At 70.8% G+C, this 22403-nt stretch carries 22 protein-coding genes; 8 read left to right on the top strand and 14 right to left on the bottom strand.

Annotation, left to right across the window (positions count from 1 at the left end; all coding sequences use genetic code 11):
* Nucleotides 1-71: 71 nt before the first annotated feature.
* Nucleotides 72-1217: a pyridoxal phosphate-dependent aminotransferase gene (locus HZS55_RS10390; protein ID WP_179911606.1), complete on the bottom strand. Its 1146-nt coding sequence runs from the start codon at nucleotides 1215-1217 to the stop codon at nucleotides 72-74.
* Nucleotides 1214-1702, bottom strand: a complete 489-nt coding sequence (locus tag HZS55_RS10385) for an Lrp/AsnC family transcriptional regulator (RefSeq protein ID WP_179911605.1) — start codon at nucleotides 1700-1702, stop codon at nucleotides 1214-1216. The genes HZS55_RS10390 and HZS55_RS10385 overlap by 4 nt, the downstream gene beginning before the upstream one ends.
* Before the next feature lie 147 nt (nucleotides 1703-1849).
* Between HZS55_RS10385 and HZS55_RS10380 the strand changes: the two genes are divergently transcribed.
* A complete protein-coding gene (locus HZS55_RS10380) occupies nucleotides 1850-2185 on the top strand; it encodes a hypothetical protein (RefSeq protein WP_179911604.1) in 336 nt (111 codons plus the stop codon).
* A 145-nt stretch (nucleotides 2186-2330) separates the two neighbouring features.
* Here HZS55_RS10380 and HZS55_RS10375 read toward each other — a convergent pair whose 3' ends face one another.
* From HZS55_RS10375 to HZS55_RS10365, 3 genes are all read right to left on the bottom strand, one after another.
* Entirely contained in the window at nucleotides 2331-3125 is a 795-nt protein-coding gene (locus HZS55_RS10375; RefSeq protein ID WP_179911603.1) for an HpcH/HpaI aldolase family protein, read from the bottom strand.
* Between the two features lie 69 nt (nucleotides 3126-3194).
* Complete coding sequence (locus tag HZS55_RS10370) at nucleotides 3195-4280, bottom strand: chemotaxis protein CheW (RefSeq protein WP_179911602.1); 1086 nt, start codon at nucleotides 4278-4280, stop codon at nucleotides 3195-3197.
* Nucleotides 4277-5173: a ParA family protein gene (locus tag HZS55_RS10365; protein ID WP_179911601.1), complete on the bottom strand. Its 897-nt coding sequence runs from the start codon at nucleotides 5171-5173 to the stop codon at nucleotides 4277-4279. The genes HZS55_RS10370 and HZS55_RS10365 overlap by 4 nt, the downstream gene beginning before the upstream one ends.
* Before the next feature lie 227 nt (nucleotides 5174-5400).
* Between HZS55_RS10365 and HZS55_RS10360 the strand changes: the two genes are divergently transcribed.
* A complete protein-coding gene (locus HZS55_RS10360; protein WP_179911600.1) occupies nucleotides 5401-5928 on the top strand; it encodes a FlaD/FlaE family flagellar protein in 528 nt (175 codons plus the stop codon).
* Between the two features lie 68 nt (nucleotides 5929-5996).
* On the opposite strand, the gene HZS55_RS10355 is transcribed toward HZS55_RS10360, so the two are convergent.
* Both HZS55_RS10355 and HZS55_RS10350 read right to left on the bottom strand, forming a co-directional pair.
* Nucleotides 5997-6779, bottom strand: a complete 783-nt coding sequence (locus tag HZS55_RS10355; RefSeq protein ID WP_179911599.1) for a TrmB family transcriptional regulator — start codon at nucleotides 6777-6779, stop codon at nucleotides 5997-5999.
* Complete coding sequence (locus HZS55_RS10350) at nucleotides 6772-10656, bottom strand: MMPL family transporter (protein ID WP_179911598.1); 3885 nt, start codon at nucleotides 10654-10656, stop codon at nucleotides 6772-6774. The genes HZS55_RS10355 and HZS55_RS10350 overlap by 8 nt, the downstream gene beginning before the upstream one ends.
* A gap of 286 nt (nucleotides 10657-10942) precedes the next feature.
* On the opposite strand from HZS55_RS10350, the gene HZS55_RS10345 reads away from it, so the two are divergent.
* Nucleotides 10943-11977: an acetate and sugar kinases/Hsc70/actin family protein gene (locus HZS55_RS10345; RefSeq protein WP_179911597.1), complete on the top strand. Its 1035-nt coding sequence runs from the start codon at nucleotides 10943-10945 to the stop codon at nucleotides 11975-11977.
* A 15-nt stretch (nucleotides 11978-11992) separates the two neighbouring features.
* On the opposite strand, the gene HZS55_RS10340 is transcribed toward HZS55_RS10345, so the two are convergent.
* Nucleotides 11993-12184, bottom strand: a complete 192-nt coding sequence (locus HZS55_RS10340; RefSeq protein WP_179911596.1) for a hypothetical protein — start codon at nucleotides 12182-12184, stop codon at nucleotides 11993-11995.
* A 202-nt stretch (nucleotides 12185-12386) separates the two neighbouring features.
* On the opposite strand from HZS55_RS10340, the gene HZS55_RS10335 reads away from it, so the two are divergent.
* Complete coding sequence (locus HZS55_RS10335) at nucleotides 12387-12557, top strand: hypothetical protein (protein WP_179911595.1); 171 nt, start codon at nucleotides 12387-12389, stop codon at nucleotides 12555-12557.
* 102 nt (nucleotides 12558-12659) lie between these two features.
* On the opposite strand, the gene HZS55_RS10330 is transcribed toward HZS55_RS10335, so the two are convergent.
* Nucleotides 12660-13751, bottom strand: coding sequence for a M24 family metallopeptidase (locus HZS55_RS10330; protein WP_179911594.1), 1092 nt, complete (start codon nucleotides 13749-13751; stop codon nucleotides 12660-12662).
* Between the two features lie 330 nt (nucleotides 13752-14081).
* Nucleotides 14082-15548, bottom strand: a complete 1467-nt coding sequence (locus HZS55_RS10325; protein ID WP_179911593.1) for a methyl-accepting chemotaxis protein — start codon at nucleotides 15546-15548, stop codon at nucleotides 14082-14084.
* A 243-nt stretch (nucleotides 15549-15791) separates the two neighbouring features.
* On the opposite strand from HZS55_RS10325, the gene trpD reads away from it, so the two are divergent.
* Genes trpD through trpG form a run of 4 tightly spaced genes read left to right on the top strand, consistent with a single transcriptional unit; the run spans nucleotide 15792 to nucleotide 19790 of the window.
* Complete coding sequence (gene trpD / locus HZS55_RS10320; protein WP_179911592.1) at nucleotides 15792-16817, top strand: anthranilate phosphoribosyltransferase; 1026 nt, start codon at nucleotides 15792-15794, stop codon at nucleotides 16815-16817.
* Nucleotides 16814-17503, top strand: a complete 690-nt coding sequence (locus HZS55_RS10315) for a phosphoribosylanthranilate isomerase (RefSeq protein ID WP_179911591.1) — start codon at nucleotides 16814-16816, stop codon at nucleotides 17501-17503. Before trpD ends, HZS55_RS10315 begins: the two co-directional genes overlap by 4 nt.
* A complete protein-coding gene (gene trpE, locus HZS55_RS10310; RefSeq protein WP_179911590.1) occupies nucleotides 17500-19170 on the top strand; it encodes an anthranilate synthase component I in 1671 nt (556 codons plus the stop codon). Before HZS55_RS10315 ends, trpE begins: the two co-directional genes overlap by 4 nt.
* On the top strand, nucleotides 19167-19790 hold the full coding sequence (gene trpG, locus HZS55_RS10305) for an anthranilate synthase component II (RefSeq protein WP_179911589.1): 624 nt from the start codon (nucleotides 19167-19169) through the stop codon (nucleotides 19788-19790). Before trpE ends, trpG begins: the two co-directional genes overlap by 4 nt.
* Nucleotides 19791-19849: 59 nt before the next feature.
* On the opposite strand, the gene HZS55_RS10300 is transcribed toward trpG, so the two are convergent.
* From HZS55_RS10300 to HZS55_RS10285, 4 genes are all read right to left on the bottom strand, one after another.
* Entirely contained in the window at nucleotides 19850-20215 is a 366-nt protein-coding gene (locus HZS55_RS10300) for a DUF5658 family protein (RefSeq protein ID WP_179911588.1), read from the bottom strand.
* A 72-nt stretch (nucleotides 20216-20287) separates the two neighbouring features.
* Entirely contained in the window at nucleotides 20288-20482 is a 195-nt protein-coding gene (locus HZS55_RS10295) for a hypothetical protein (RefSeq protein ID WP_179911587.1), read from the bottom strand.
* Between the two features lie 94 nt (nucleotides 20483-20576).
* A complete protein-coding gene (locus tag HZS55_RS10290; RefSeq protein ID WP_179911586.1) occupies nucleotides 20577-21644 on the bottom strand; it encodes a Gfo/Idh/MocA family protein in 1068 nt (355 codons plus the stop codon).
* 76 nt (nucleotides 21645-21720) lie between these two features.
* Entirely contained in the window at nucleotides 21721-22401 is a 681-nt protein-coding gene (locus tag HZS55_RS10285; RefSeq protein ID WP_179911585.1) for a rhomboid family intramembrane serine protease, read from the bottom strand.
* Between the last annotated feature and the right edge of the window lie 2 nt (nucleotides 22402-22403).

Genomic DNA, 22403 nt, shown 5'->3' with positions numbered 1-22403 from the left:
CCGTCGACCGCCGATCGACGGCGGTAGGGCGGCTGTATCGCCGTTGTTCCGAAACGTGTAATCGGTAAATGCTATCCGATAAATGATTCTATCCGATCCATCGCCTCCTTGAGGTCGCCGAGACTCGTCGCGTAGGAGACCCGGAGGTGGCCCTCGCCGCCCGCACCGAAGACGTTCCCCGGAACGACGGCGACGCGCTGGTCCTCGATCAGCGCCTCCGCGAACTCGTCGCTGTCGTCCCAGGGACACTCGGGGAACGCGTAGAACGCCCCTGCGGCGGGGAAGCAGTCGATCCCCATCTCCTCGAACCGCGAGAGGACGAAGTTCCGGCGGCGGTCGTACTGGTCGCGCATCTCCCGGACCTCGTCGTCACAGGATTCGAGCGCCTCGACGGCCGCGTGCTGGGCGGTCGTCGGCGCCGACAGCATCGTGTACTGGTGGATCCGGTTCATCGTCTCGATGGCCTCCGGCGGCGCGAGCGCGTATCCGAGCCGGAGCCCGGTCATCGCGTAGGCCTTCGAGAAGCCGTTGAAGACGACCGTCCGCTCGCGCATCCCCGGCAGCGTCGCGATCGAGGCGTGGTCGTGTTCGTAGCTGAGCTCCGAGTAGATCTCGTCGGAGAACACCAGCAGGTCGTGTTCGCGGGCGAACTCGGCGACCGGCTTCAGCTCCTCGCGGGTCATCGTCGCGCCGGTCGGGTTGTTCGGGTAACACATGACGAGCACGTCGGCGTCGGCCGCGCCCGAAGATTCCAGCGCCTCGCGGGTGAGCTTGAACTCGTCGGCCGCGCGCGTGGGCACGTCCAGCACGTCCGCGCCGGCGAACTGCACGCCCGGCGCGTAGGAGATGTAACAGGGCTGGGCGACCGCGACCGTGTCGCCGGGGTCGAGGAACGCCCGGAAGGCCAGATCGACGGCCTCGCTGGCGCCCGACGTGACGAGGATCTCCTCGTCGGGGTCGTAGCGCAGGCCGTACCGGCGGTCCGCGAACGAGGCGATCCGCTCGCGCAGTTCGGCCATTCCCCGGTTGGCGGTGTAGGAGGTCTGCCCCCGCTCCAGCGACGCGATGGCGGCGTCGCGGGCCGCCCACGGCGGCGCGAAGTCGGGTTCGCCGACCCCGAGCGAGATGATGTCGTCGTACTCCTCGGCGATCTCGAAGAAGCGACGGATGCCCGAGGGCGGCACGCCCGCGACGCGCTCGCTCGCCTCGAACGTCATGGCGATATCGACAGCCGGTCGTCGTCGTGGCCGTCCCCGAACTCGACGCCGCGCTCCTTGTAGCTCTCCATGATGTAGTGGGTCACCGTCTGGGTGATCTCGGGGACGGGCGCGACCTTCTCGCTGATGAACCGCGACACCTGACTCATCGAGTCGCCCTCGACCTCCATGGCGAAGTCGTAGTCGCCGCTGACCAGTCGCAGCCCCTGCACCTCGGGGAACTTCGCGAGGCGCTCTGCGATGTCGTCGTAGCCCGTCTCGCGGTCCAGCGTGACGTTCAGCTCGACGGCCGCGCGCACGCGCTCGGGCTCGACTTTCTCCCAGTTTACGACGGCCTGGTACCCCTTGATGACGCCCTCGGACTCGAGGTCCTCGACGACGGCTTCGACCGCCTCGGCGTCGAGGCCGGTCTGTCGGGCCAGGTCTTCCGTCGAGTACCGCGCGTTCTCGCGGAGCAACGCCAGTATCTCCTCGCGGTCGCTCATACCTACCCTCCGGCCCACTGCGACCAAAAGGGTTTCTCCATCGCGGCAGGGACTGCCACACCGCCGTCCCCGCGACCGCTCGCCCGCGACCGCGCGGTAATTGTCGAGACGGGCGGTTTTATGCGGCCCTCTCGCATAGACCGCGCCATGTTGGACACGGACCCGTCGGACGGGTCGGACGGACAGCCCGACGGCGGCTGGGCGTTCGTCGCCACGAGCGACGGCGCCGCGAACCTCCTCGGGACGCTCACCGAACTCAACGCCGAGCGGGCGTACACGCGCTCGGACCTCTCCGAGCGGTCCGGCGTCCCGCTGAAGACGCTGTACCTGAACGGCCTGCTCGACGAGTTCGTCGACCTTGGGCTGCTCGTCCGGGCCGACGACGAAGGCGACGACGAGACCGAACCGCAGTATCGCGTCGCCGCCGACAGCGACCTGCTCGACGCCGCCCGCGCGTTCGACGACGCCTACGACCCGGACTGAGCGCGCCGGTCTCGGACCCACCGGACGGTCCCGGACTGACCGGCGTCAGTCGCTGCGCTCGGCTATCGGAGACGCTCACTCCGTTGGGCCCTCGCTGTTCGCGGGTCGTGCCTCCCCGCTCGCCGTCCGGAGGCGCTCGCTTCGCTCACGCCTCCCGGCCCTCGAACCCGTCCAGCCACCCCTCGACCGCCGACTGCACCGCGCCGGTCGTGCTCCCGACGTGGAGCAACTGGTAGCCGTTGGCGGCCTTCTCGTTCACGTCCTCGGTCCCGAAGCCGAGCCCGCCCAGTGCCACGTCCGACTCGACCGCGGTCGAGCGGATCGTCTCGATCCCTTCCCGGACCTCGGGGTGGTCGAGTTCGCCGGGGTGACCCAGCGACACTGACAGGTCGAGCGGACCGGCGAAGACGAAGTCGAGCTCGGGGACGGCGACGATATCGTCGATCACCTCGACGGCCTCGCGGTTCTCGACGGTCACGCCGAAGAAGACCTCCTCGTCCTCCGTCGCGACGTAGTCGTCGGCCTGTCCCCAGCGGCGGGCCCGGGGGTTGGCGAGCCCGCGGTCGCCCGGTTCGCCGTCGTACTCGAAACGGGCCGCTCGCGCGGCTCGCTCCACTTCGTCGACGCCGCCGACCCGCGAGAGGAAGAGGTTCCGGACGCCGGCGTCCAGCGTCTTCCGGACCAGCGCGGGCTCGGTGGTCGGCACCCGCGCGAGGACTTCCGTTCCGGTACACTCGGCCGCTCGCAGCAGGTCCTCCATCGCGGTCGCGTCCCAGGGGCTCGGGCCGCCGTGTTCGAAGTCGAGCCAGACGAAGTCCATCCCGAGTTCGCCGTAGAACTCGACGAGCGTCGGACTGTACGTGTTGTCGAGGACGCCCAGCGCGACCTCGTCCGCCACGATCCGGTCCCTGACTGCGTTTCCGCGGTGGTCGTCGACCATGCGCGGGAATCGGCCGCCGCGGCCGTAAGCGTGGTGCCGGCGACGGCCACGAGGGTATCCGGTCGGGGGCTACCCGGCCACTTCGTCGAGGTCGAGTTCGGGGGTCGTCCAGATGACGAAATCGCCGTCGCGGTCGACGACGCCGTTGATGTGGTCCTGGTCGACGGGCGAGTCGTTGACCTCCTCCTCGGTGATCGGCGTCACCTGGTTCACGTCGTCGACGACCCAGCCGACGGCGCCCTGGTCGTCGAACGCCTCGGGGTCGAAGACGACGATGAGGTCCTTGCTCCCCGCCTGGTCGATGTCGAGCAGGACCTTCGGATCGAGGATGGTCGTGATCTGCCCGCGCAGGTCGACGACGCCCTCGACGCAGTCGGGCGTGTTCGGCACGCGCGTGACCGTCTCGCGCTTGACGATCTCCTCGACGTACTCGATGTCGAGACAGTACTGCTCGTCGCCCAGCGCGAACTCCAGCACGCGGGTCTCCTCGCCCGTCTCCTGTTCCGCCGCCGCCCGGCCCGCCGCGCCGATGCCCATCTCGGCGGCCTCGGTGCCGTCGGCCGGTTCGCCGTCTCCCGACGCCGAGCCGCCGGAGCTCAGGCCGGCCTGACGGGCCATCTCTGCCACGTCGACGTCCACGTCGCCCACGTCGGCGCCGGGGATGTGGATAGTGCCGTCGCCGTCGTCGCCGCCGCCACCGCCGACCGCTTCCTCGTCGATGTCCAGGTTCGCCACGGCCTCGGCGGCCTCGTCGGCGGACGGTCCGGTCTCGGACGGCTCGTCGTCCGCCGCGGGGTCGGCGCCTCCCTCGGTCGAGTCGCCGCCGTCGTCGGTCGCGTCGGGGCCGCCGTCGGCCTCCGTCTCCGCCGCTCCGTCCGGCTCGCCCGGTTCGTCGACCGCCGGTTCGCCGGACTCGGCGTCGCCTTCCGGCACCTCGTCGGACCCGGCGTCGCCTTCCGGCACCTCGTCGGACCCGGCGTCGCCTTCCGGCACCTCGTCGGGCTCGGCGGCCGCCGATTCGTCGGCCGTCGCGTCGGCGGAGTCGTCGTCCGCGTCGGTTCGGTCGTCGTCCTGTGCCTCGTCGTCCGGCCGGGATCCCTCGCGCATCTCGCGGATGCGGCGGGCCCGGTCCATGCGTTCGTCGTCGTCGGTCATGCTGTTACCTCCGCGTAGTCGAACTGCCGGTCCAGATCCGCCGCGATATCGAGGAACACGTCGGCCATGTCGACCGACGGGTCGTAGGCGAAGATCGACTCGCCCGCCGAGAACGCCCGCTGGAGCGCCACGCGCTTGCGGACCTCCCAGACGGCGTCGTCGGAGAAGACCGCCTCGAACCACTCCAGCATCGTCTCGTCCTCGCCCGTGGTCTCGACCCGATTCGCCACGACGCCGAGCGTGTCGACGGCGATGCCCGTCTGGCCCTCCAGCGCGGTCATCTGGTCGATGAGCAGCTCGATGGCCCGCTCGGAGGTGGCCTCCGTCAGCGCCGGAACGAGGATGTTCCGGGTCGCGTAGATGCCGGTGTCGGTCAGTTTGCCGTAGAACGGCGGCGAGTCGACGACGACGTAGTCGTAGTCGTCCTCGACGGCCGCGAGCGCGTCGTCGAGCGTGTCCAGCGCGTGGCCGCCCGCGACCGTGTCGGGCGTGACGTTGACCGCCAGCGCCGACAGCGCCGCCGGGTCGATGTCCGCGTCGCCCTCGGTCGCGCGGGCCACCAGATCCGCGATGGTCAGCTCGCGCTCGGCCTGGAGCATGTCGATGTTGCTCGGGACCACGTCCATCTCGGGGTGCTCGACCACCAGCTCGCCCATCCGGTCGCGCTGGTCGCCGTCGGTCAGCACGTCGAACAGCGTCGGCGGCGCCGCGTCGTACTCCTCGAGCAGGCCGAGCCCCTCGGTCGCGTTACCCTGCGGGTCCAGGTCGACGAACAGCACGTCGCGACCGCGCTCTGAGAGTGCCCCCGCGACGTTGATCGCGACGGTCGTCTTGCCGGTCCCGCCCTTCGCGTTGGTCACGCAGATGCGCGCCGATCCGGTGCTTCTCGCCACGTTGTCCCGGAGTCGGCCCTACCGGCGTATAAAATTACGCGCCGGGATATCAAACGTTGAAATCGGTCGACGGCGACCGGCCGCCGGGCCGCCGGCGACCGATGCCGTTCCGAGATCGCCAGCCCGCGACGGGCGGCGAGCGGACCGAACACGGCCGAGACGCCGTCAGACGGGCGTCTGACCGTGTGCAAGATTTATCAGGACGGGGCGGAATAGACTCAGTATCGATGACGATCAACCCCCGGGACTACGACTTAAACGAGCTGCGCGAGATGGCGCGCAAGCGCGACGACCTCGACGCCGAGGACCCGCGACCGAGCGACGGCCGACCGGAGGACCCGCGGCCGGACGACCCGAGCGAGGCGGAGTGGGGGCCCCTCGACGACGTGGGCGACGCGAGCATGTCCGCCGGTGACTCGTTCCGCGCGGGGCTCTACCGCGAACTCCTCCCGCTGGTCGGCGGCTCCGAGGACCTCGAAAAGCCGTATCTGCGGGCCGTGCCCGACACGTACGCCGCCGAGTTCGTCGTCTTCGAGTGGCTGGAGTTCCTGCTGATGCACGCCGGCTACAAGGGCGCCGCCGACGCGCTGAGCTACTACGAGTCGATCGACTGGATCACCGAGGACGTGGCCGGCCAGCTCAACGACTACCTCCTGGGGATCGACGAGAGCGGGTCGAACGACGGCAACGACCTCGACGTGGACGACCACATGCTCAGTCTCGTCTACGTCGCCAAGCTCACCGGGATGCAGTAGACCGGCCGCGGAGACCGAATCGCACCGCCCACGGGCTCGAACCACACCGGTCGCGGGGGTGACCGGCGCTACAGTTCTGCGTCGATGTCGTCGACGACGTGACTTCGCAACAGCTCCAGCAGGACCGTCGCGATCCCGGTGTCGGCGCTCCAGATGGCGGTCTCCTTGCGGACGCCCGGCAGTTCCTCGCCGCCGAGGACGCTGAGCAGGATCGTGTGGCCGTCGACGGCGAGCAGCCGCCCGGCGGCGTCGTCGGTCGGGTCGTCCGGGAACGGCGCGAGCGTGACCGCCGAATCGGCGAACGCCTCGGCGAGTTCCGGGTCGTCGACGTGCGCGCTGCAGACCCACACGTCGACCTCCTCGGCCCGCTCGCGCAGGGCCGCGGCGACCTCGTCGTCGAGCAGGTCCGTCCCGCCCGCGTAGAGGACGCTCTCCTCGGCGTCGGCGACGATCTGCCGGACCCGCGAGGAGACGTTGTCGCGGCCGTGAACGGTCCAGACGCCCTCCTGGTGTTCGTCCTCGTGGTCGGCGCCCCGCCTGGCCGCCTCGAGGTACTCGAACGCGCGGTCCTGCTCGCGCTCGAAGCGCTCGGCGAGCGTCTCGCGGGCCTCCGCCAGCGGGACCGCGCGGTACTGGATCGGGTTGGACTGCTGGACCTCGACGAGGCCGCGCTCTTCGAGGTTCTCGGCGGCGCCGTACACCTGCGAGCGGGGCACGTCGGTCATCCGGTCCACGTCGCGGGCGGTCCCGGTCCCGAGCCGTTCGAGGGCGACGAACACCCCCGCCTCGTACTTCGAGAGCCCGAGCCGCTGGAGCGCCTCGACCGCCTCGGCCTCGCCGTCGTCAGTCATCGTCCCCCTCCGTCCGCCGCTCGTCGGCGCGGGCGTCCCCACGCGAGTCGCTCGCGCCCGAGCCGTTCGCGCCCGAGCCGTTCGCGCCCGGGGGCGACTCGCCGGTCGGCGCGTCGCTGGCGTGCTCGTCGAGCCACGCGTGGGTGACGCGCTCGAACGCCTCGGGCGACAGCCGTCCGGCCGCGAGGTGCCGACCCGCGTCCGCGATGCCGCGCTCGTCGACGGGACCGTCGGCGATGACGGCCCCGGCCACGTCCGTCGTGACCGGTGCCGCGTCCGGGCCGGCGACCGGCACGGCGTGGTCCGGCAGGAGCAACTCGCCGTCGAACGCGACGGTCTCGCCGTCGGCCAGCCCCGCCGGGACCGCGAGCGTGTACTCGAGTTCCGCTCGCTCGCCGTCCTCGGCGTCGAGCTCCCAGACGGCGTACACCCGCCCGTCGGCGGCGACCCGCTCGACGGGTTCGGGCGAGACGCGGTCGATCGAAACCGACCCGACCGACGGCGTCTCGCGGAGGACGACCCGGCCCGAAGCCGACGGGAGCGCGACCGTCACGCGCGCGGTCCCGCCGGGATAGACGCGAGTCGGTTCGACGGATCGGGTGGCGTACGGCACCGCGTCGCCGTTCGTCCGCGCGCCGGCCGTCGGGGTCGCGGCGGTCGCCGCACCCGACGATCCCGCCGAACCGACGCCCGACGAGACACCATCGGCGGCCCCCGCGGGTTCGTCGACCGCCGGGGACCGACCGTCCGCGCCGCCGGCGATCGGGTCCGCCGTCGGCGCGCCGCCGTCGGACCCGTCGTCACCGGTGCCGTCGGCGTCGAACGCGCCGGCGGGCCCGAAGTGGCGGCTCCACACCGCGAGCAGGCTCGGGAGGACGAACACGCTCGCGAGGAACGCGTAGACGATCGTGAGCCCGGTGATGAAGCCGAACTGCTGGAGCGGCGGCAGGATGGCGAACACGAGGACGCCGAAGCCGCCGACGGTCGTCGCCGCCGACCCCAGCAGCGCACCGCCGGTGCCGGTGACGGCGGTATGCATCGCCTCGCTGCCCGACTCCCGTCGATCCAGTTCGAGACTGAACCGCTCGCTGAGGTGGATCGAGTAGGCCACCCCGAGGCCGATGGTCAGGCTCGTGATCATCCCCGTCAACACGTTGAAGGGGATCTCCAGCAGGTACATCGTCCCGAGGATCCACGAGACGTTGAAGACGACCGGCAACAGCGTCACGAGCCCGAGCGTCGCCGACCCCTCCGCGACGCGATAGACGACCATCAGGAAGACGAACGAGACGACGAGCGTGATGATCAGGCTCTCGACGACGGTGGTGAGCAGGTCCGACTGGACGATCTCGTTGACGATCGGCCGACCGGTCGCGGTGACGGTCACGTCGCCGCCGGAGACGGCCGACTCGACGGCGTCCATCTGGGTCGTGACCGCCGACCCCGAGGCGCCGCCGCGCAGCGACGCCGTGAGCAGCAGGGCCTCGTACTCGCCGTCCTCGCGCTGGACGTACTGGCGGGCCTGGTCGGGCGCCGTCTCGTACAGGGCGTCGAAGACGCCCGCCACGTCGCGGTCGGGGACGCCGTCGCCGTCGGTGTCGCTGGCGGCCAGCGTCGCGTTGAACGTCTCGTTGGTCGCCGCGACCGACCGCATGACCGTCAGCGGGCTCCGCACGTCCGCCTCGCCGTTCGAGAGCTCGACGGTCACCCCCTTCTCGGCGGCGAGTTCACCGGTCCGGTTCACCCGCTGGAGGGCGTCGCCGGTCGCCACCTCGCCCTCGAAGAGGAACTCCGCGGTCGCGTCCTCCCGCAGGAAGTTGTCGTTGACGTACTCGAAGGTCGCCCGCATCGAGTACTCGCCGGGTCGCATCTCCTCGGGTAGGTTATCCATCCACTCGGGCGGCTCCTCGGCGATGAAGTCCGTCTGCGCGAAGGAGGTGTCGACCTCGGTCGCGCCGTAGGCACCGCCGGCGCTGATCAGCAGCGTGGCGAGAATGACCGCCCACGGCGCCCGGTCGGCCGCCGTCGCGCCGGCTTCGAGCAGGCGGCCGAACGCCCCGCCGCCGGTACCGAACGCCCGCTTGCGTCGGTCGAACCCGCGGCCTTCGAGGACGGCGTCGACCTCGACCTTGATCGCCGGGATCAGCGCGCCGAAGACGACGAGCGCGCCGACGATGCCGACCGCGCTGACGATCCCGAACTCGCGGATCGGACCGACGGGGCTGGTGAGATTCGAGAGGAACCCGATCACGGTCGTCGCGGTCACCAGCACCAGCGCCGTGCCGACGCCGGCCAGCGCCGTCCGCATCGACCCCGCGACCGCCGCGGGGTCGCCCCCGTCTCCCTCCGTGCCGCGCGCCTCGCGGGTCGCGTCGCTCCCCGCTCGGCCGTCCGAGGCGCTTCGCGCCTCGCGTGCCTCCCGGTGGCGCATGAACACGTGTATCGCGTAGTCGATCGACAGCCCGATCAGCAGGACCGGGATGGCGACGAACAGCTGGTTGAACGCCACGCCCGTCCAGCCCATGTAGCCGAACGTCAGGAGCAACGTGAGCGCCAGCCCGAAGACGCCCAGCAGGATGTCCAGCAGGTCCCGGTAGGCGACCGTCAGCACCACGAGGACGAATAGGATCGCGAACGGACCGACGACGGTGAGGCTGTCCTGCATCGACCGGTTGGTCTCGTCGGCGATGATGCCCGCGCCGAAGACCATCGCGTCGCCGCTCAGCCGGTCACGGGCGACGTCCTGAATCTCGGTCTGGCTGTTCTGGAGGCGCGCGCTCGCCGACCCCTGGGCGACCGCCGACTCCGTCGTCTGCGTGACGACGATCATCGTCGCGTCGGCGCTCGTCGAGCCGAGGTCGTAGCTGGTCGGCATCAGCGCGAACGCCTGCGTCCCGCTCCCCTCGCTCAGCACCCGCTCGACGCTCGCCTCGACCGCCGAGGCGTTCATCGACTCGATCCGGTCGATCTGGTCGGCGAGCGGCGGCGTCGAACCGTTCTCGGCGCGCTCCTGGAGCGCGGCCCGGTCGGCCTGCAGGGCGGCGGCCCGCTCCTCCAGCGCGCGGGCGTCCGGCGCGAGGACGCGTTCGATGCCGGCGTACACCTCGCCGAACTGCGCCTGGATCTCGCCGGAGCGCTGGCGATAGGTCGACTCGTTGATCTCGCCCCGCTCGTAGGAGGCGTTCAGCGCGGCCAGCCGCGACTGGAGCGTCCGCGCCTGCGAGGTGAGATTCCCGAACGTCTCGCTCTGGTTGGCCGACAGCCCCGCGGTCGCGTCGGTCCGGACGGCGGTCAGGTTCCGCTCGATGGCCGCCGACCGCTGACGGTAGGTCGCGTCGTCGACCTCGCCGGCGGCGTGCGAGCGGTTGAGCGCGACGTAGTCCCGTTGCAGCCCTCGCGTCCGGTTGAGGGCGTCGCTCAGCCGCGCGCCGGTCTCGTTGAGCCGCTGGCGCTCGGCCCCCAGCGCCCGGCCGCGCTCGGTCAGGTTCGCCGCCTGCCCCTCCCGGATCGCCGCGGTCGCGACGACGTTGGCGATCCCCGCCGGAGCCTGTGACCCGTCGAGCGTTCGGTTGATCGAGTCGTCCTCGACGAGCGCGCGCTCGAAGCGCAACTGTTCGAGCAGCGACTCGCGGGCGAGGACGTTGTCCTCGCGGACGATCACCTGGACGGTCGTCGTGTTCCCGCTCGACCCGAAGTTCGAGTCGACGTACTCGAGCTTCTCGGCCTCGTCGGAGCTCGTCTCGAACTGCGACAGCGACGCCGAGTCCTCGACCTGCGCCGCGCCGGCGCCGACCGCGCCGATCACCACGAGCAGGGTCACGACCACCAGCCGCCGGTGGTCGACGACGGCGTCGGCCACGTCGTCCATCCCGACCATCAGCGACCCCTCCGCCGGTCTCCCGATATGTATGCGTCCATCACGACAACTCTGTTGGTAGAATCCTACTAACGCCTCGGCATAAACGTACCGAAGCGGCGGTCGGACGAACCCGGGGCGGCGGGCTCGCGGCTCGAGCCGCGGCTCGTCTCGGGCGGACGGATGCCGAACGGCTCCTGTCCGCTAATTTCCGGGCGGCCCGTCCCTAATTTCCGAGGAGTTCGACGTTCGCAGAAACGATAATGTACGGGGTACATTTATCCGGGGTGACCGTAAAGCCGGGGACATGAGCGACGACGAGCCGGTGCCCATCGGCGTGAAACTCGGCAGTACCCGCACGGTGATCGCCTATCCCGACGACGACGGCGAGATCCAGACGATCCGGACGCTGACCTGTCTGGCGACCTACGAGGACGCTCTCACGGGCGAGGAACGGGTCCTCTACGGCGAGGAGGCGGCCACGGAGTACCCCGACGAGGTCCAGTTCATGCTCCGGTCGGGTCTGCCCGAGGACGAGGAGCGCGCGGAGCTGACGAAGACGTTCTTCGAGGAGGTCATCGACGCCAACGACGTGCCCGAGAACAGCGGCGTCGTCTACGCCATCCCGACCATCGACAACCCCGAGGGCCTGGAGAACCTAGAGGAGGTCATCGAGGAGTCGTCCATCGGGCAGGCGCTGGTCGAGAGCTACCCCGAGTCGCTCTGTGGCGCCATCCCCGCCCGCGGCGACGACCTCGAAGCGATCGAGGATATCTTCGTCGCCGTCAACATGGGGTCGACGAACCTCGAGGCGTCGGGCTACCGCCGCGGCGAACAGCTCGCGCCGTTCACGACCGGCGCCGTCACCGGCAACGAAGTCGACCGGATGATCGCCAACTACGTCGAGGAGGAGACCCAGGGCCGGGTCAACATCGACACCCAGACCGCCCGGGAGTACAAGGAGGAACACGCCGACTTCGACGAGTTCGAGCCGTTCACGGACATCATCCAGCAGCCCGGCGGCGGCGCCCACGAGTTCACCATCGAGCGCAGCGTCATGGACGCCTGCAACGAGTACCTCGACGACGCCGTCGAGGAGTTCTGCAACACGTTCCTCCCGGAACTGGCCAACGACTACATGAAGGTCTACCAGCTGGCGCTGGACAACCGCATCGTCCTCACCGGGGGCATGGCCTGCATCCCCGGCATCGTCGAGGAGTTCGAAAAGCGGGTCAGCGAGGAACTCGACCGCGAGGTCGAGGCCGTCGCCGCCGACCACCCCGACATCTCGCCGTCGCTGGGCGCCCAGCGCATCGCCGGCCGCCTCGTCGACAACGCCTGAGAATCGCCGGCCGACCTACGCGTCGGCCCAGCACTCGACCCAGGAGACGAACCCGCGGGTCGCCGCGTCGACCTCGCCGCCGTCCGTTCGCGTCTCGCCGCGAGCCGCGCCGTTCGCGCCCGTCCGATCGTCCGTGACAGTCCGCTCGCCCGCGCCCGTTCCGTCGCCCGCGAGACCGGCGGGCAACTGTATCGTGAATCGTGCCATCCACGGCTTGCTTTCGAAAGATCACACGTAAAGCTCAGTCAGACGCGCGTCTGCCGACGGCGCCCCGACCGCCCTGACTGCCCCGACCACCCCGACTGCCCCGACCGACGACGCCCGTCCATCTGGGCCGACCGCGCGATCCACGCCGACGAGAGTCGGGAACGTAACTATTTATAGTATGCCGAACCATATTAGGAATATAATGCCCGAGTGCCCGAACTGCGGCGAGCGCATGAGCCACAACGACGAGACGACGAAGCTGACGGAGTACGTCTGCGCTCGCTGCCACCGGACGGAGATCGTTCGAAAGCCCGCGTATCGCGTGACGGCCGGCGAGACGGCGGCGGCCGGCGCAGTCGCCGACGACGACTGATCGGGCTCGGGCCGTTTTCCGACTCGCGACGCTCGCGAGCGGCGCGTGAACGTCTCGAAAACGGGAGGGGCGCGAGGGTCGCGATAGTGAACGGCGCGGCGTTCAGCGGTGGAGGACGGCGTGGCGGTCCATCGCGGGGCCGTCGCCGACGGGTTCGACGGTCTCGGTCGGCCAGTCGCCGGTGCCCGTCAGCAGTTCGATCCCGTCGTCGGTGACGAGGTGGGTGTCCTCGCTTTTCGCGCCCTGGACCGTGGGGTTGTAGGCGTAGGTCATCGGCAGGTGGACCGACGCCGCCGAGTCGGGCGTCCCGAACCACTCGCGGCCGGCGTAGGCCGCGGCGCCGCCCTGATGGTGGTTGCGCCACTCGCCCTCGTAGCCGACCGCGGCGTAGGCGTCTTCGATGCCGTCGAACACGTCGCCGGCGGTACCGTCGTCGCGCCCGACCCGCTGCGTGGCGGCGAGGGCGCTCGCCTCGACGCGCATGGCGGCCTCGGTGCGCTCGTCGAGCCACTCCGGCGCGTCGAAAGCGACCGAGCGGGTGATACTCGCGTGGAGGCCGTCGCGGACCGCCGTCACGGAGACCAGCGCGTAGTCGCCGAGTTCGTTGTCACGGGTCGTGTAGTGGCGGTACTTCCGGGTACGCTCGCCGCTCCCGACGAGGACCACCGGCGAGTCGATGCCGCGGGCGAACAGCCGGTCGCGCAGGCGCCCGCCGACCTCGCGCTCGGTGTCGTCGGCGCTGGCCTCGCGCACGACGCCCTCGACGACCTCGGCCGCGTCCGCGCCGAGCGCGCGGAACCGCTCGACGTCGGCGTCGGTCAGCGGCTGGCGCAGGTCGGTCGGGTCGACCGACTCGAAGCCCGGCACGTCGAAGTCGGCGGCCGCCGGCGTCGGGCTGTACCGTTCGACGGCTTCGGGGAGGTCCGCCTCGTGCCAGTCGACGGTCTCGACGGTCGCGTCGGCGGGGAGTTCCTCGTCGACGAGGCGCTTCGCTTCGATGTTGTCGGTGACGACGGTGAGGCCGTCGCCGTCGTAGCCGGCGGCGGCGACGCCGACGTCCGCGGCGCGGTCGACGACGTTGTTCCCGCCGGTCAGCCACGCGAACGAGGGCGGGCGGGCGAACCAGACGGCTTCCAGACCGTTCGCTGCGAGATACGCGTCGAGTCGCTCGCGGACCGCGTCGGTGTGGGACATGGTCGGTACTGCTCGGCAGCGGGAGTTAAAGGCGTCGCGAGACGGCGCCGAACGGCGCGGTGGGAGCAAACGGACCGCAGCGACCGGGACCGACCCGACCCGACCCGACCCGACCCGACCCGACCCGACCCGACCCGACCCGACCCGACCCGACCCGACCCGACCCGACCCGACCCGACCCGACCCGACCCGACCCGACCCGACCCGACCCGACCCGACCCGACCCGACCCGACCCGACCCGACCCGACCCGACCCGACCCGACCCGACCCGACCCGACCCGACCCGACCCGACCCGACCCGACCCGACCCGATCCGGGAGCGCTCGACCCTACTCGGTCTCGTAGCCCTCGAACAGCGCCGAGAGCTGCTCGGCGCGCATCGTGAGCATCTTCGCGTTGACGTACATCTCCGAGAGCGCGAGGTTCTGCTCCTCGGCGATGGCGGCGACCTCCTCGGCCACCTCGACGTTCTCTTTGCTGGTCTCGGCGGCCTCGTCGGCGATGGCGGCGACCTCCTCCGAGGAGGCGGCCTGGTCGTCGGTGGCGTTGGAGATCTCGGTGACGCCCGAGGCGGTCTGCTGGACGTGTTCGAGGATCGATTCGAGGGCGTCCAGGCCCTCGCCGACCGTGTCTTTGCCCTCGTCGATGGTCGACTGCATGTCGGTGATCTCCTCGACGGTCTCGTCGGTCTGGTCCTGGATCTCGCCGATGAGCCCCGCGATCTCGTCGGTGGCGTCTTTGGTCTCCTCGGCGAGGCTCTTGACCTCGTCGGCGACGACGCCGAAGCCGTTGTCGTTCGCGCCCGCCGAGGCGTGGGCCGCCTCGATCGAGGCGTTCAGCGCGAGGATGTTGGTCTGCTCGGCGATGTCGTCGATGAGGTCGACGATCTGGCCGACCTCGTCCATCCGCTCGTCGAGTTCGGTGACCGTCTCGACGACGCCCTCGATCTGGTCCTGGGCCTCGTCCATGGTGTCTCGCGCCGAGCGGCCGGCCTCGATCCCCTCGACCGTCGAGCGCTCGGTCCGGTCGGCCATCTCCTTGACCTCGTCGGAGGAGGCGGCGATCTCCTCGACGGTCGCCGACATGTCTGACATCTCGTCGGAGATCCCGCTGATCTGCTGGTGTTGATCGTGGAACACGTCGGCGATCTCGGCGACGCGCTGGGCGACCTTCTCGCTGGAGTCGGTCACCGCCTGGGTCGCGGTCGTCACCTGCTCCGAGGAGCCGACGACCTCGTCGCTGAAGCCGGCGGCCGCCTCGAACGTCTGCTCGAAGGTCGCGGCCATCTCGTTGAACTCCGCCGCGAGGGCCGCGAGCGCCTCGGAGTCGTCGTCGGCGTCGAGCCGCTGGGTCAGATCGCCGTCGCCGAACGCGCCCAGCGCCGTCCCGGCCGTTCGGACGCTGCCCTCGTAGTCGGCCAGCGCGGCGTCGTCGGCGGTCTGGACACCGCCGTCCGGAGCCGCGACGACCGGCCCGGTGGGTCCGGCGTCCGGTCCCGCCCGGCGGTCCACCAGTTCGGCCTCCGCGTCGTCCAGCCGCGAGCGGAGGTCGTCGCGCTCGCGCTCGGCCTCGGTCAGCGCGGTCTGCAGTTCCCGGCGCTCGCTCGCTCGCTCGTCGAGCGCCCGGTCGATGTCGCGGTAGGCGTACGCGAACCCCGCCGCGGCCGCGAGAACGCCCATCCCGCCGAGCACCGGCCACAGCCCCGGCGCGACCAGGAAGACCACCACCTGATAGCACGCGTGAGCGAACTGCCCACCCAGCGCGAGCCCGATCCGTCGCTTGAGGGTCGGTCGCATGTCACCAGAATATACCGAACACTCATATAGTCCCTTCTGCCGCGGTACAAACTTTGAGAATAAGGTGCCGAGCGGCCGAGCGACCGCCGGGAGGCCGCCGCGACCGCCCCCGGTCTCGCCGCTCGCCTCGCCGCCCGGCGGGCACTACCGCCCCGCCGGTGACCGGGCGAACCGCGCCCGATACGCTTAAGTTGATGTACTGATTCGTACATCGTAGAACGAAACAGTCCATCGAAGACACACATGAAAGCATACATCGAATCCGTCACGGACGGCGAGGACCTGACGCTCGCGGAGGCTCGCGAGGCGGCGACGGCCGTCTTCGAGGACGCGACAGAGGCACAGATCGGCGCGCTGCTGGCGGGGCTGCGCGCGAAGGGCGAGACCGAGGCCGAGATCGCCGGCTTCGCCCAGGGGATGCGCGAGGCCGCCAGAACCATCGACCCCGACCGGGCGCCGCTGGTCGACACCTGCGGCACCGGGGGCGACGACTACGACACGATCAACGTCTCGACGACCAGCGCCATCGTCGCCGCCGGCGCCGGCGTCCCGATCGCCAAACACGGCAACTACTCCGTCTCCTCGTCGTCGGGGAGCTCGGACGTGCTGGAGGAGGTCGGCCTCGACATGGACACCCACCCCGAGGCCGTCGAGGCGACCGTCGAGGAGGCCGGCATCGGCTACATGCACGCCCCCGCGTTCCACCCGGCGATGAAGGCCGTCATCGGCCCGCGCCGCGAGGTGGGGATGCGGACCATCTTCAACGTGCTCGGCCCCCTCACGAACCCCGCCGGCGCCGACGCGCAGGTCATGGGCGTCTACGACGCGGATCTCGTCGGCCTGATCGGCCGCGCGGTCGCCGAGATGCCGGTCGACCACGCCCTGATCGTCCACGGCTCCGGGATGGACGAGATCACGATCCACGACGAGACCGCCGTCGCCGAAGTGAAAGCCGGTGAGGTCACCGAGTACACGATCACCCCCGAGGACCTCGGGCTGGAGACCCACGACATCGAGGCCGTCTCGGGCGGCACGCCCGCGGAGAACGCCGCGGACCTGCAGGGTATCGTCGACGGCACGGTCACCGGCGCAAAGCGCGACATCATCCTCGCGAACGCCGGCGCGGCCGTCTACGTCGCCGGCATGGCCGACTCGCTGGAGGGCGGCGTCGAGGCCGCCGCCGACGCCATCGACGCCGGCGACGCCGCCGCGAAGCTCGACGACCTTCGGGAGGTCACCAGCCGCGTCGCCGCCGACGGGGGCCAATGAGCGACGCCACCGACGACCGCCCGGACGCCCGCGTCAAGGTCTGCGGGGTCACCCGCGAGACCGACCGCGAGGCCGTCGTCGCCGCGGGCGCCGACGCGGTGGGCGTCATCAGCGACGTGCCCGTCGACACCCCCCGGGAGGTCGACGCCGATACCGCTGGCGACCTCCTCGCTGGCGTCCCGCCGCTGGTGACCGGTGTGCTGGTGACGATGCCGACGACCGTCGAGGCCGCGGTCGACCTCGCGGCGACCGTCGAACCGGACGCCGTGCAGGTCCACGGCGGGCTCTCGCCGGGCGAACTCGGCGCGCTCGGCCACCGTCTGAGTCAGGACCTGGTCGTCGCGGTCGACGCCGAGGCCGACGATATCGCCGACTACGCCGACGCCGCGGACGCCCTGCTGGTCGATTCGGTCGACGCCGAGGGTGGCGGCGGCACCGGCGAGACCCACGACTGGGAGCGTACCCGCGAGGTCGTCGCCGACCTGGACGTGCCCGTGATCCTCGCCGGCGGACTCACCCCCGAGAACGTCGCCGCGGCCGTCGAAACCGTTCGACCGTTCGGTGTCGACGTGGCGACGGGCGTCGAACGGGTCGACGGCGACGGGAGCCGCGTCGGCGGCGAGAAGGACCCGGAGACGGTCCGCTCGTTCGTCGCCGCGGCGCGGCGGCGGGAGGTGGCCGCGTGAGCGACCGCGCGCTCGAACCGTCGAAAGACGAGTTCGTCGAGCTGGCCGACGCCGACGAGCCGGTGGTCGTCCGTGCCGCGGTCGAGCTCGACACCGACCTGGGGCCGCTGGACGCCTACGCCGCGCTCTCGGGCCGGACCACCGACATCGAGGGCGCCGACTACACGTTCCTGCTGGAGAGCGCCGAGAAGGTCGCCTCCAGCGACCCCGACGGCGCGTTCGCGCCCACGACGGAGGACCGACACGCCCGCTACTCGTTCGTCGGTTACGACCCGAAGGGCGTCGTCACCGTCGACGCCGACGGCGCGACCGTCGAGACGTTCGACGACCGCTACGACACCCTCTTCGACGCCGACGGCGGCGACACGCTCGACAGCGTCCGCGGCGCGATGCCCGACGTACAGCGCCGCGGGTTCCCCGACATGGACCGCGAGCACTTCGAAGGCGGGCTCGTCGGCTTCCTCGGCTACGACGCCGTCTACGACTGCTGGCTCGACGAGGTCGGCCTGGAGCATCCGGACTCCCGGTACCCCGACGCCCAGTTCGTCCTCACGACGACCACGTTGGTCTTCGACGAGGTCGAGGACAGCGTCTCGCTGGTACACACGCCGATCCTCGAACCCGGCGACGACGCCGCCGCCCGCTACGACGAGCTGGAGCGGGAGGCCGAGCGCGTCGCCGACCTGCTCGACGGCGCCACCGACCTGGAGACGGGCGGATTCGTCCGCGACGGCGAGACGGCCGGCCCGCAGGACGAGTACGAGGACGCCGTCGAGAAAGCCAAGGAACACGTCCTCGCGGGCGACATCTACCAGGGCGTCATCTCGCGGACGCGCGAGCTGTACGGCGACGTGGACCCGCTGGGACTGTACGAGTCGCTGCGCTCGGTCAACCCCTCGCCGTACATGTACGTCCTCGACTACGACGGCCTCTCGGTCGTCGGCGCCAGCCCGGAGACGCTGGTCGCGGTGCGCGGGGACCGCGTGCTCTCGAACCCCATCGCCGGCACCTGTTCCCGCGGGACCAGCCCGGTCGAGGACCGACGGCTGGCCGGGGAGATGCTCGCCGACGGGAAGGAACGCGCCGAACACACGATGCTCGTCGACCTGGCGCGCAACGACGTGCGCCGCGTCGCCGAACCCGGAAGCGTCCGCGTCGAGGAGTTCATGAGCGTCCTCAAGTACAGCCACGTCCAGCACATCGAGTCGACGGTGACCGGGACCCTGGCCGACGACGCCGACGCCTTCGACGCGGCCCGCGCTTCCTTCCCCGCCGGGACGCTCTCGGGCGCGCCGAAGATCCGCGCGATGGAGATCATCGACGACCTGGAGCGGACTCCCAGAGGCCCCTACGGCGGCGGCGTCGGTTACTTCACCTGGACTGGCGACGCCGAACTCGCCATCGTCATCCGCACCGCGACCGTCGAGGACCTCGACAGCCGCTACGGCGTCGAGATCCCCGACGAAGCGGCCGACAGCGCCGACCGCGTCACCGTCCAGGCCGGCGCCGGTATCGTCGCCGACAGCGACCCGACCAGCGAGTACGAGGAGACCGAGCAGAAGATGCGCGGCGTCCTCGACGCGCTCGAAGCCATCGAGGTCTCGGAGTCCGAGGCCGCGGACGAGGAGGGGAGCGCTCCCGCCGAGGCCGAGGAGGTGTCCCGATGAGCGCCGGCCAGCGCGAGCGTTCCGACGAGCGGCGGGTGCTGTTCGTCGACAACTTCGATTCGTTCACCTACAACCTCGTCGAGTACGTCAGCGAGCACGCCGACACCGAGGTCGTCCGCAACACCGCCTCGCTGGACGACGTGCGCGACGCCGACCCCGACGCCATCGTGATCAGCCCCGGGCCGGGCCACCCGAAGAACGACCGCGACATCGGCGTCACGAACGACGTGCTGACCGAGGTCAGTCCGGACGTGCCGACGCTCGGCGTCTGTCTCGGGCTGGAGGCCGCCGTCTACGCCTACGGCGGGACGGTCGGACGCGCGCCCGAACCCATCCACGGCAAGGCCTTCCCCATCAGTCACGACGCCGAGGGCGTGTTCTCGGGACTGGACCAGGGGATCCGCGGCGGGCGCTATCACTCGCTGGTCGCCACCGAAGTCCCCGACTGCTTCGAGGTGACGGCCACGACGGCGGCCGAGACCGAGGACGGCGACACCGTGGACCTCGTGATGGGGATCCGCCACCGCGACCACCCCATCGAGGCCGTCCAGTTCCACCCCGAGTCCGTGCTGACCGCCGTCGGCCACGACGTGATCGCCAACTTCCTCGACGGCGTCTGAGCGGTCGGACAGCTTCTTCCTCGGCTCCGGCGCGTAGTCGGATATCCGGGAACCGGCACTCACGCACCGAAGACCGCAAACGCGTTGTTCGCCACGACCAGCGACGTGACCGCGGCGAACAGCCCGAGAAAGACCGAAGCGTTCCGGTCGGACAACAGCGACCACCCGGCGACCAGCCAGCACATCGCGGCGAACTTCACCGTCCAGAGGCCGGCGGGACCGAACGACGCGACCATCGCCCGGACGACGGGGTTCCCCTCGGGGAGCCCGGCGGCCAGCCCGGCCATCGTCAGGACGATGTCCGCGGCCGTGGTCGCGAGGATCACGACCCACAGCGCGGCGTGGGTCCGGGTCAGCCGTCGCTCGCGTCGGCGGACGAACAGTCGTTCCTGCTCGCGGCCGTCGGGGACGGACGACTGCGTCACGACTGGCGCTTCGGTCGAGCGGTGAAAAAGCCACGGGCGGGGTCCGACCTCGCCCGGGCCGAGCGAGCGCCGCTACAGGAAGTTGAACCCGAGGACGCTGAGGATGTACAGCGTGCCGACGACGATGATGCCGATGATCACCAGCCGCCAGGCCATCGACAGCAGGAACCGCCCGATCAGGATGATCGCCGCCAGCAGGATGAGGACGCCGAGGATCCCGACGGGTTGCGTGAGAACGTCCAACTGGAGTGCCACTGCGCTGAGCATACCGGATACAGGCCGGCCCGTGACCATAAGCTTCCGGGCCGTCCGGCCGCGGTCGACGGGCGAACGGCGGCCCGCGGATACCCGGGCCCCGCCGTCAGTCCTCGCCGGTGGGTTCCGGCGACAACTCGCCGGAGTCGACCATCGCTTCGAGCGGGTTGTCCTCGATACGGAGCGGCAGGTCCACCCGCCCGCGGCGCCGCGCGGACTCCCAGGCGCCGAAGATGACTTCCGTCACCGACAGCGCCCGCCGCGCCGAGAACTCCGGCTCGACGCCCTCGTGCAGACAGTCGACGACGTGGTCGATAGCCGGCGGGACCGCCGCCGCGTTCTCGACGCCGGCGACCAGCGTCTCCCAGCCCTCGCCGTCACGGCGGACCCGCGCCTGGGTCTCGTTCCACGGCGTCACCTCGATGACGCCGTCGGTGCCCCGTAGGCGGTGGTGGACGCCGACGCCGTCCTCGCCGAAGCCCGTCGTCGCGATGCCCTGGACGCCGCTCTCGTAGGCCCACTGGACGAGCCCCTGGTTCTCGTTGTGGGCGCCGTACTTGACGTGTTCCTCGCGGTAGTCGACCTGCCCGATCACCCACTCGACGGGCGCCTCGCCGGTGTACATGTGCGCCAGGTCGACGTGGTGGGTACCGTTGTCCAGCAGGGTGCTCGTGCCGACCTCGACCCGCTGGAGGTCGCCGATGGCTCCCTCGTCCAGCGCGCGCTTGGGCTCGCGCCAGACCGGCGAGAAGCGCCGCTGGTGGTTGAAGGTGAGTTGCACGTCCCGGCGACCGGCCTCCTGGGCCATCAGGCGCGCGTCGCCCCACGTCGTCGCCATGGGCTTCTCGCAGTGGACGGCGTCGGGGACGCCGCTTTCGATGCAGTCGAGGACGATATCGGCGTGGGTCGGCACCGGCGTCGAGACCGAGACGATGTCCGGCTCGGCGGCGTCGAGCATCGCCTCGTAGTCTTCGAAGATCCCCGACTCGGCGATATCGAACTCGTCGGCGAAGGCGACGACGTTCTCGCGGACGATGTCGGCGGCGGCGACGATCCGGCAGTCGTCGCGCTCGCGGTACCCCTCGGCGTGGCGGTAGGCCATCGCCGCGCTCTCGCCCCACACCGGGTTCTCCGGCTCCGGCCCCGTGCCGATAAACGCGATGTCGTACGTCATACCCTCCGCGTTACGGCGGTGGGGTAAAAGTCCACGCCTCCCGGAAGCGCGGACCGACTCGGCGAGTGGACGACGCCTACGACCGGTAGCGGGCGTCGCCCGAGCGCAACACCGCACCGGTCGGTCGAGCGAGTCCGACGCCGAGCCCGATCGCCACGCCGGTCAGGTGGCCGACCACGCCGACCTCCGCGGTTCCGGCGGCGAGCGCGACCAGCCCGAAGACGGCCTGCCCGGCGATCACGCTGCCGAAGAAGACCCACAGCCAGGTGACCTCGCCGTGCCAGTCGCCCGTCGCGACCCGGTACCGGACGCTGTCGACGACCACGAGCGCCGTCATCGCGAGGACGACCCCGCTGGCGCCGAGCGTCCCCGCCGCCCCGCCGGAGACGCCGAGCGACACGTACCAGGCGACCTGCGCGCCCGTCGTCGCCAGTCCGGCCACCGCGGCCAGCGCGAGAAAGCGCCGCCGACCCAGCCGACGCTCGACGACGCCGCCGAACAGGAGCAGTTGCACGACGCTCGAAACGAGATGCCGGGGGTCCGTCGGCAAGTGCGCGAGCGAGGCGAGCAGCCAGCCGACCGATGGGTCGGGCGTCGCGATGAACAGCGTGACGAACGTCGCGTAGCCGAAACGGCGCCAGACGTACCACTCGGCGGCGAAGACGAGAACGAAGAGACCGCAGAGAAAGAGGGTGGCCGGCACGGTGCGGAGCCACGCGAGCCCCCGCAACGGCGTCGGCGCGGGGGCCTCGTCCATCT

Origin of the sequence: Halosimplex rubrum, assembly GCF_013415885.1 — an archaeon.
GTDB lineage: Archaea > Halobacteriota > Halobacteria > Halobacteriales > Haloarculaceae > Halosimplex > Halosimplex rubrum.
This window is presented reverse-complemented; position numbering and strand designations above follow the sequence as displayed.

What these genes read in the sequence shown, in the direction of transcription:
- HZS55_RS10315 (WP_179911591.1), top strand. Translation starts at nt 16,814, where the DNA reads ATGAGCGACGCCACCGACGACCGCCCGGACGCCCGCGTCAAGGTCTGC.
- HZS55_RS10325 (WP_179911593.1), bottom strand. Translation starts at nt 15,548, where the DNA reads ATGCGACCGACCCTCAAGCGACGGATCGGGCTCGCGCTGGGTGGGCAG.
- HZS55_RS10290 (WP_179911586.1), bottom strand. Translation starts at nt 21,644, where the DNA reads ATGACGTACGACATCGCGTTTATCGGCACGGGGCCGGAGCCGGAGAAC.
- HZS55_RS10360 (WP_179911600.1), top strand. Translation starts at nt 5,401, where the DNA reads ATGACGATCAACCCCCGGGACTACGACTTAAACGAGCTGCGCGAGATG.
- HZS55_RS10370 (WP_179911602.1), bottom strand. Translation starts at nt 4,280, where the DNA reads ATGACCGACGACGACGAACGCATGGACCGGGCCCGCCGCATCCGCGAG.
- HZS55_RS10335 (WP_179911595.1), top strand. Translation starts at nt 12,387, where the DNA reads ATGCCCGAGTGCCCGAACTGCGGCGAGCGCATGAGCCACAACGACGAG.
- HZS55_RS10330 (WP_179911594.1), bottom strand. Translation starts at nt 13,751, where the DNA reads ATGTCCCACACCGACGCGGTCCGCGAGCGACTCGACGCGTATCTCGCA.
- HZS55_RS10385 (WP_179911605.1), bottom strand. Translation starts at nt 1,702, where the DNA reads ATGAGCGACCGCGAGGAGATACTGGCGTTGCTCCGCGAGAACGCGCGG.
- HZS55_RS10375 (WP_179911603.1), bottom strand. Translation starts at nt 3,125, where the DNA reads ATGGTCGACGACCACCGCGGAAACGCAGTCAGGGACCGGATCGTGGCG.
- HZS55_RS10345 (WP_179911597.1), top strand. Translation starts at nt 10,943, where the DNA reads ATGAGCGACGACGAGCCGGTGCCCATCGGCGTGAAACTCGGCAGTACC.
- trpD (WP_179911592.1), top strand. Translation starts at nt 15,792, where the DNA reads ATGAAAGCATACATCGAATCCGTCACGGACGGCGAGGACCTGACGCTC.
- HZS55_RS10380 (WP_179911604.1), top strand. Translation starts at nt 1,850, where the DNA reads ATGTTGGACACGGACCCGTCGGACGGGTCGGACGGACAGCCCGACGGC.
- HZS55_RS10295 (WP_179911587.1), bottom strand. Translation starts at nt 20,482, where the DNA reads ATGCTCAGCGCAGTGGCACTCCAGTTGGACGTTCTCACGCAACCCGTC.
- HZS55_RS10340 (WP_179911596.1), bottom strand. Translation starts at nt 12,184, where the DNA reads ATGGCACGATTCACGATACAGTTGCCCGCCGGTCTCGCGGGCGACGGA.
- trpG (WP_179911589.1), top strand. Translation starts at nt 19,167, where the DNA reads ATGAGCGCCGGCCAGCGCGAGCGTTCCGACGAGCGGCGGGTGCTGTTC.
- HZS55_RS10285 (WP_179911585.1), bottom strand. Translation starts at nt 22,401, where the DNA reads ATGGACGAGGCCCCCGCGCCGACGCCGTTGCGGGGGCTCGCGTGGCTC.
- HZS55_RS10355 (WP_179911599.1), bottom strand. Translation starts at nt 6,779, where the DNA reads ATGACTGACGACGGCGAGGCCGAGGCGGTCGAGGCGCTCCAGCGGCTC.
- HZS55_RS10390 (WP_179911606.1), bottom strand. Translation starts at nt 1,217, where the DNA reads ATGACGTTCGAGGCGAGCGAGCGCGTCGCGGGCGTGCCGCCCTCGGGC.
- HZS55_RS10350 (WP_179911598.1), bottom strand. Translation starts at nt 10,656, where the DNA reads ATGGTCGGGATGGACGACGTGGCCGACGCCGTCGTCGACCACCGGCGG.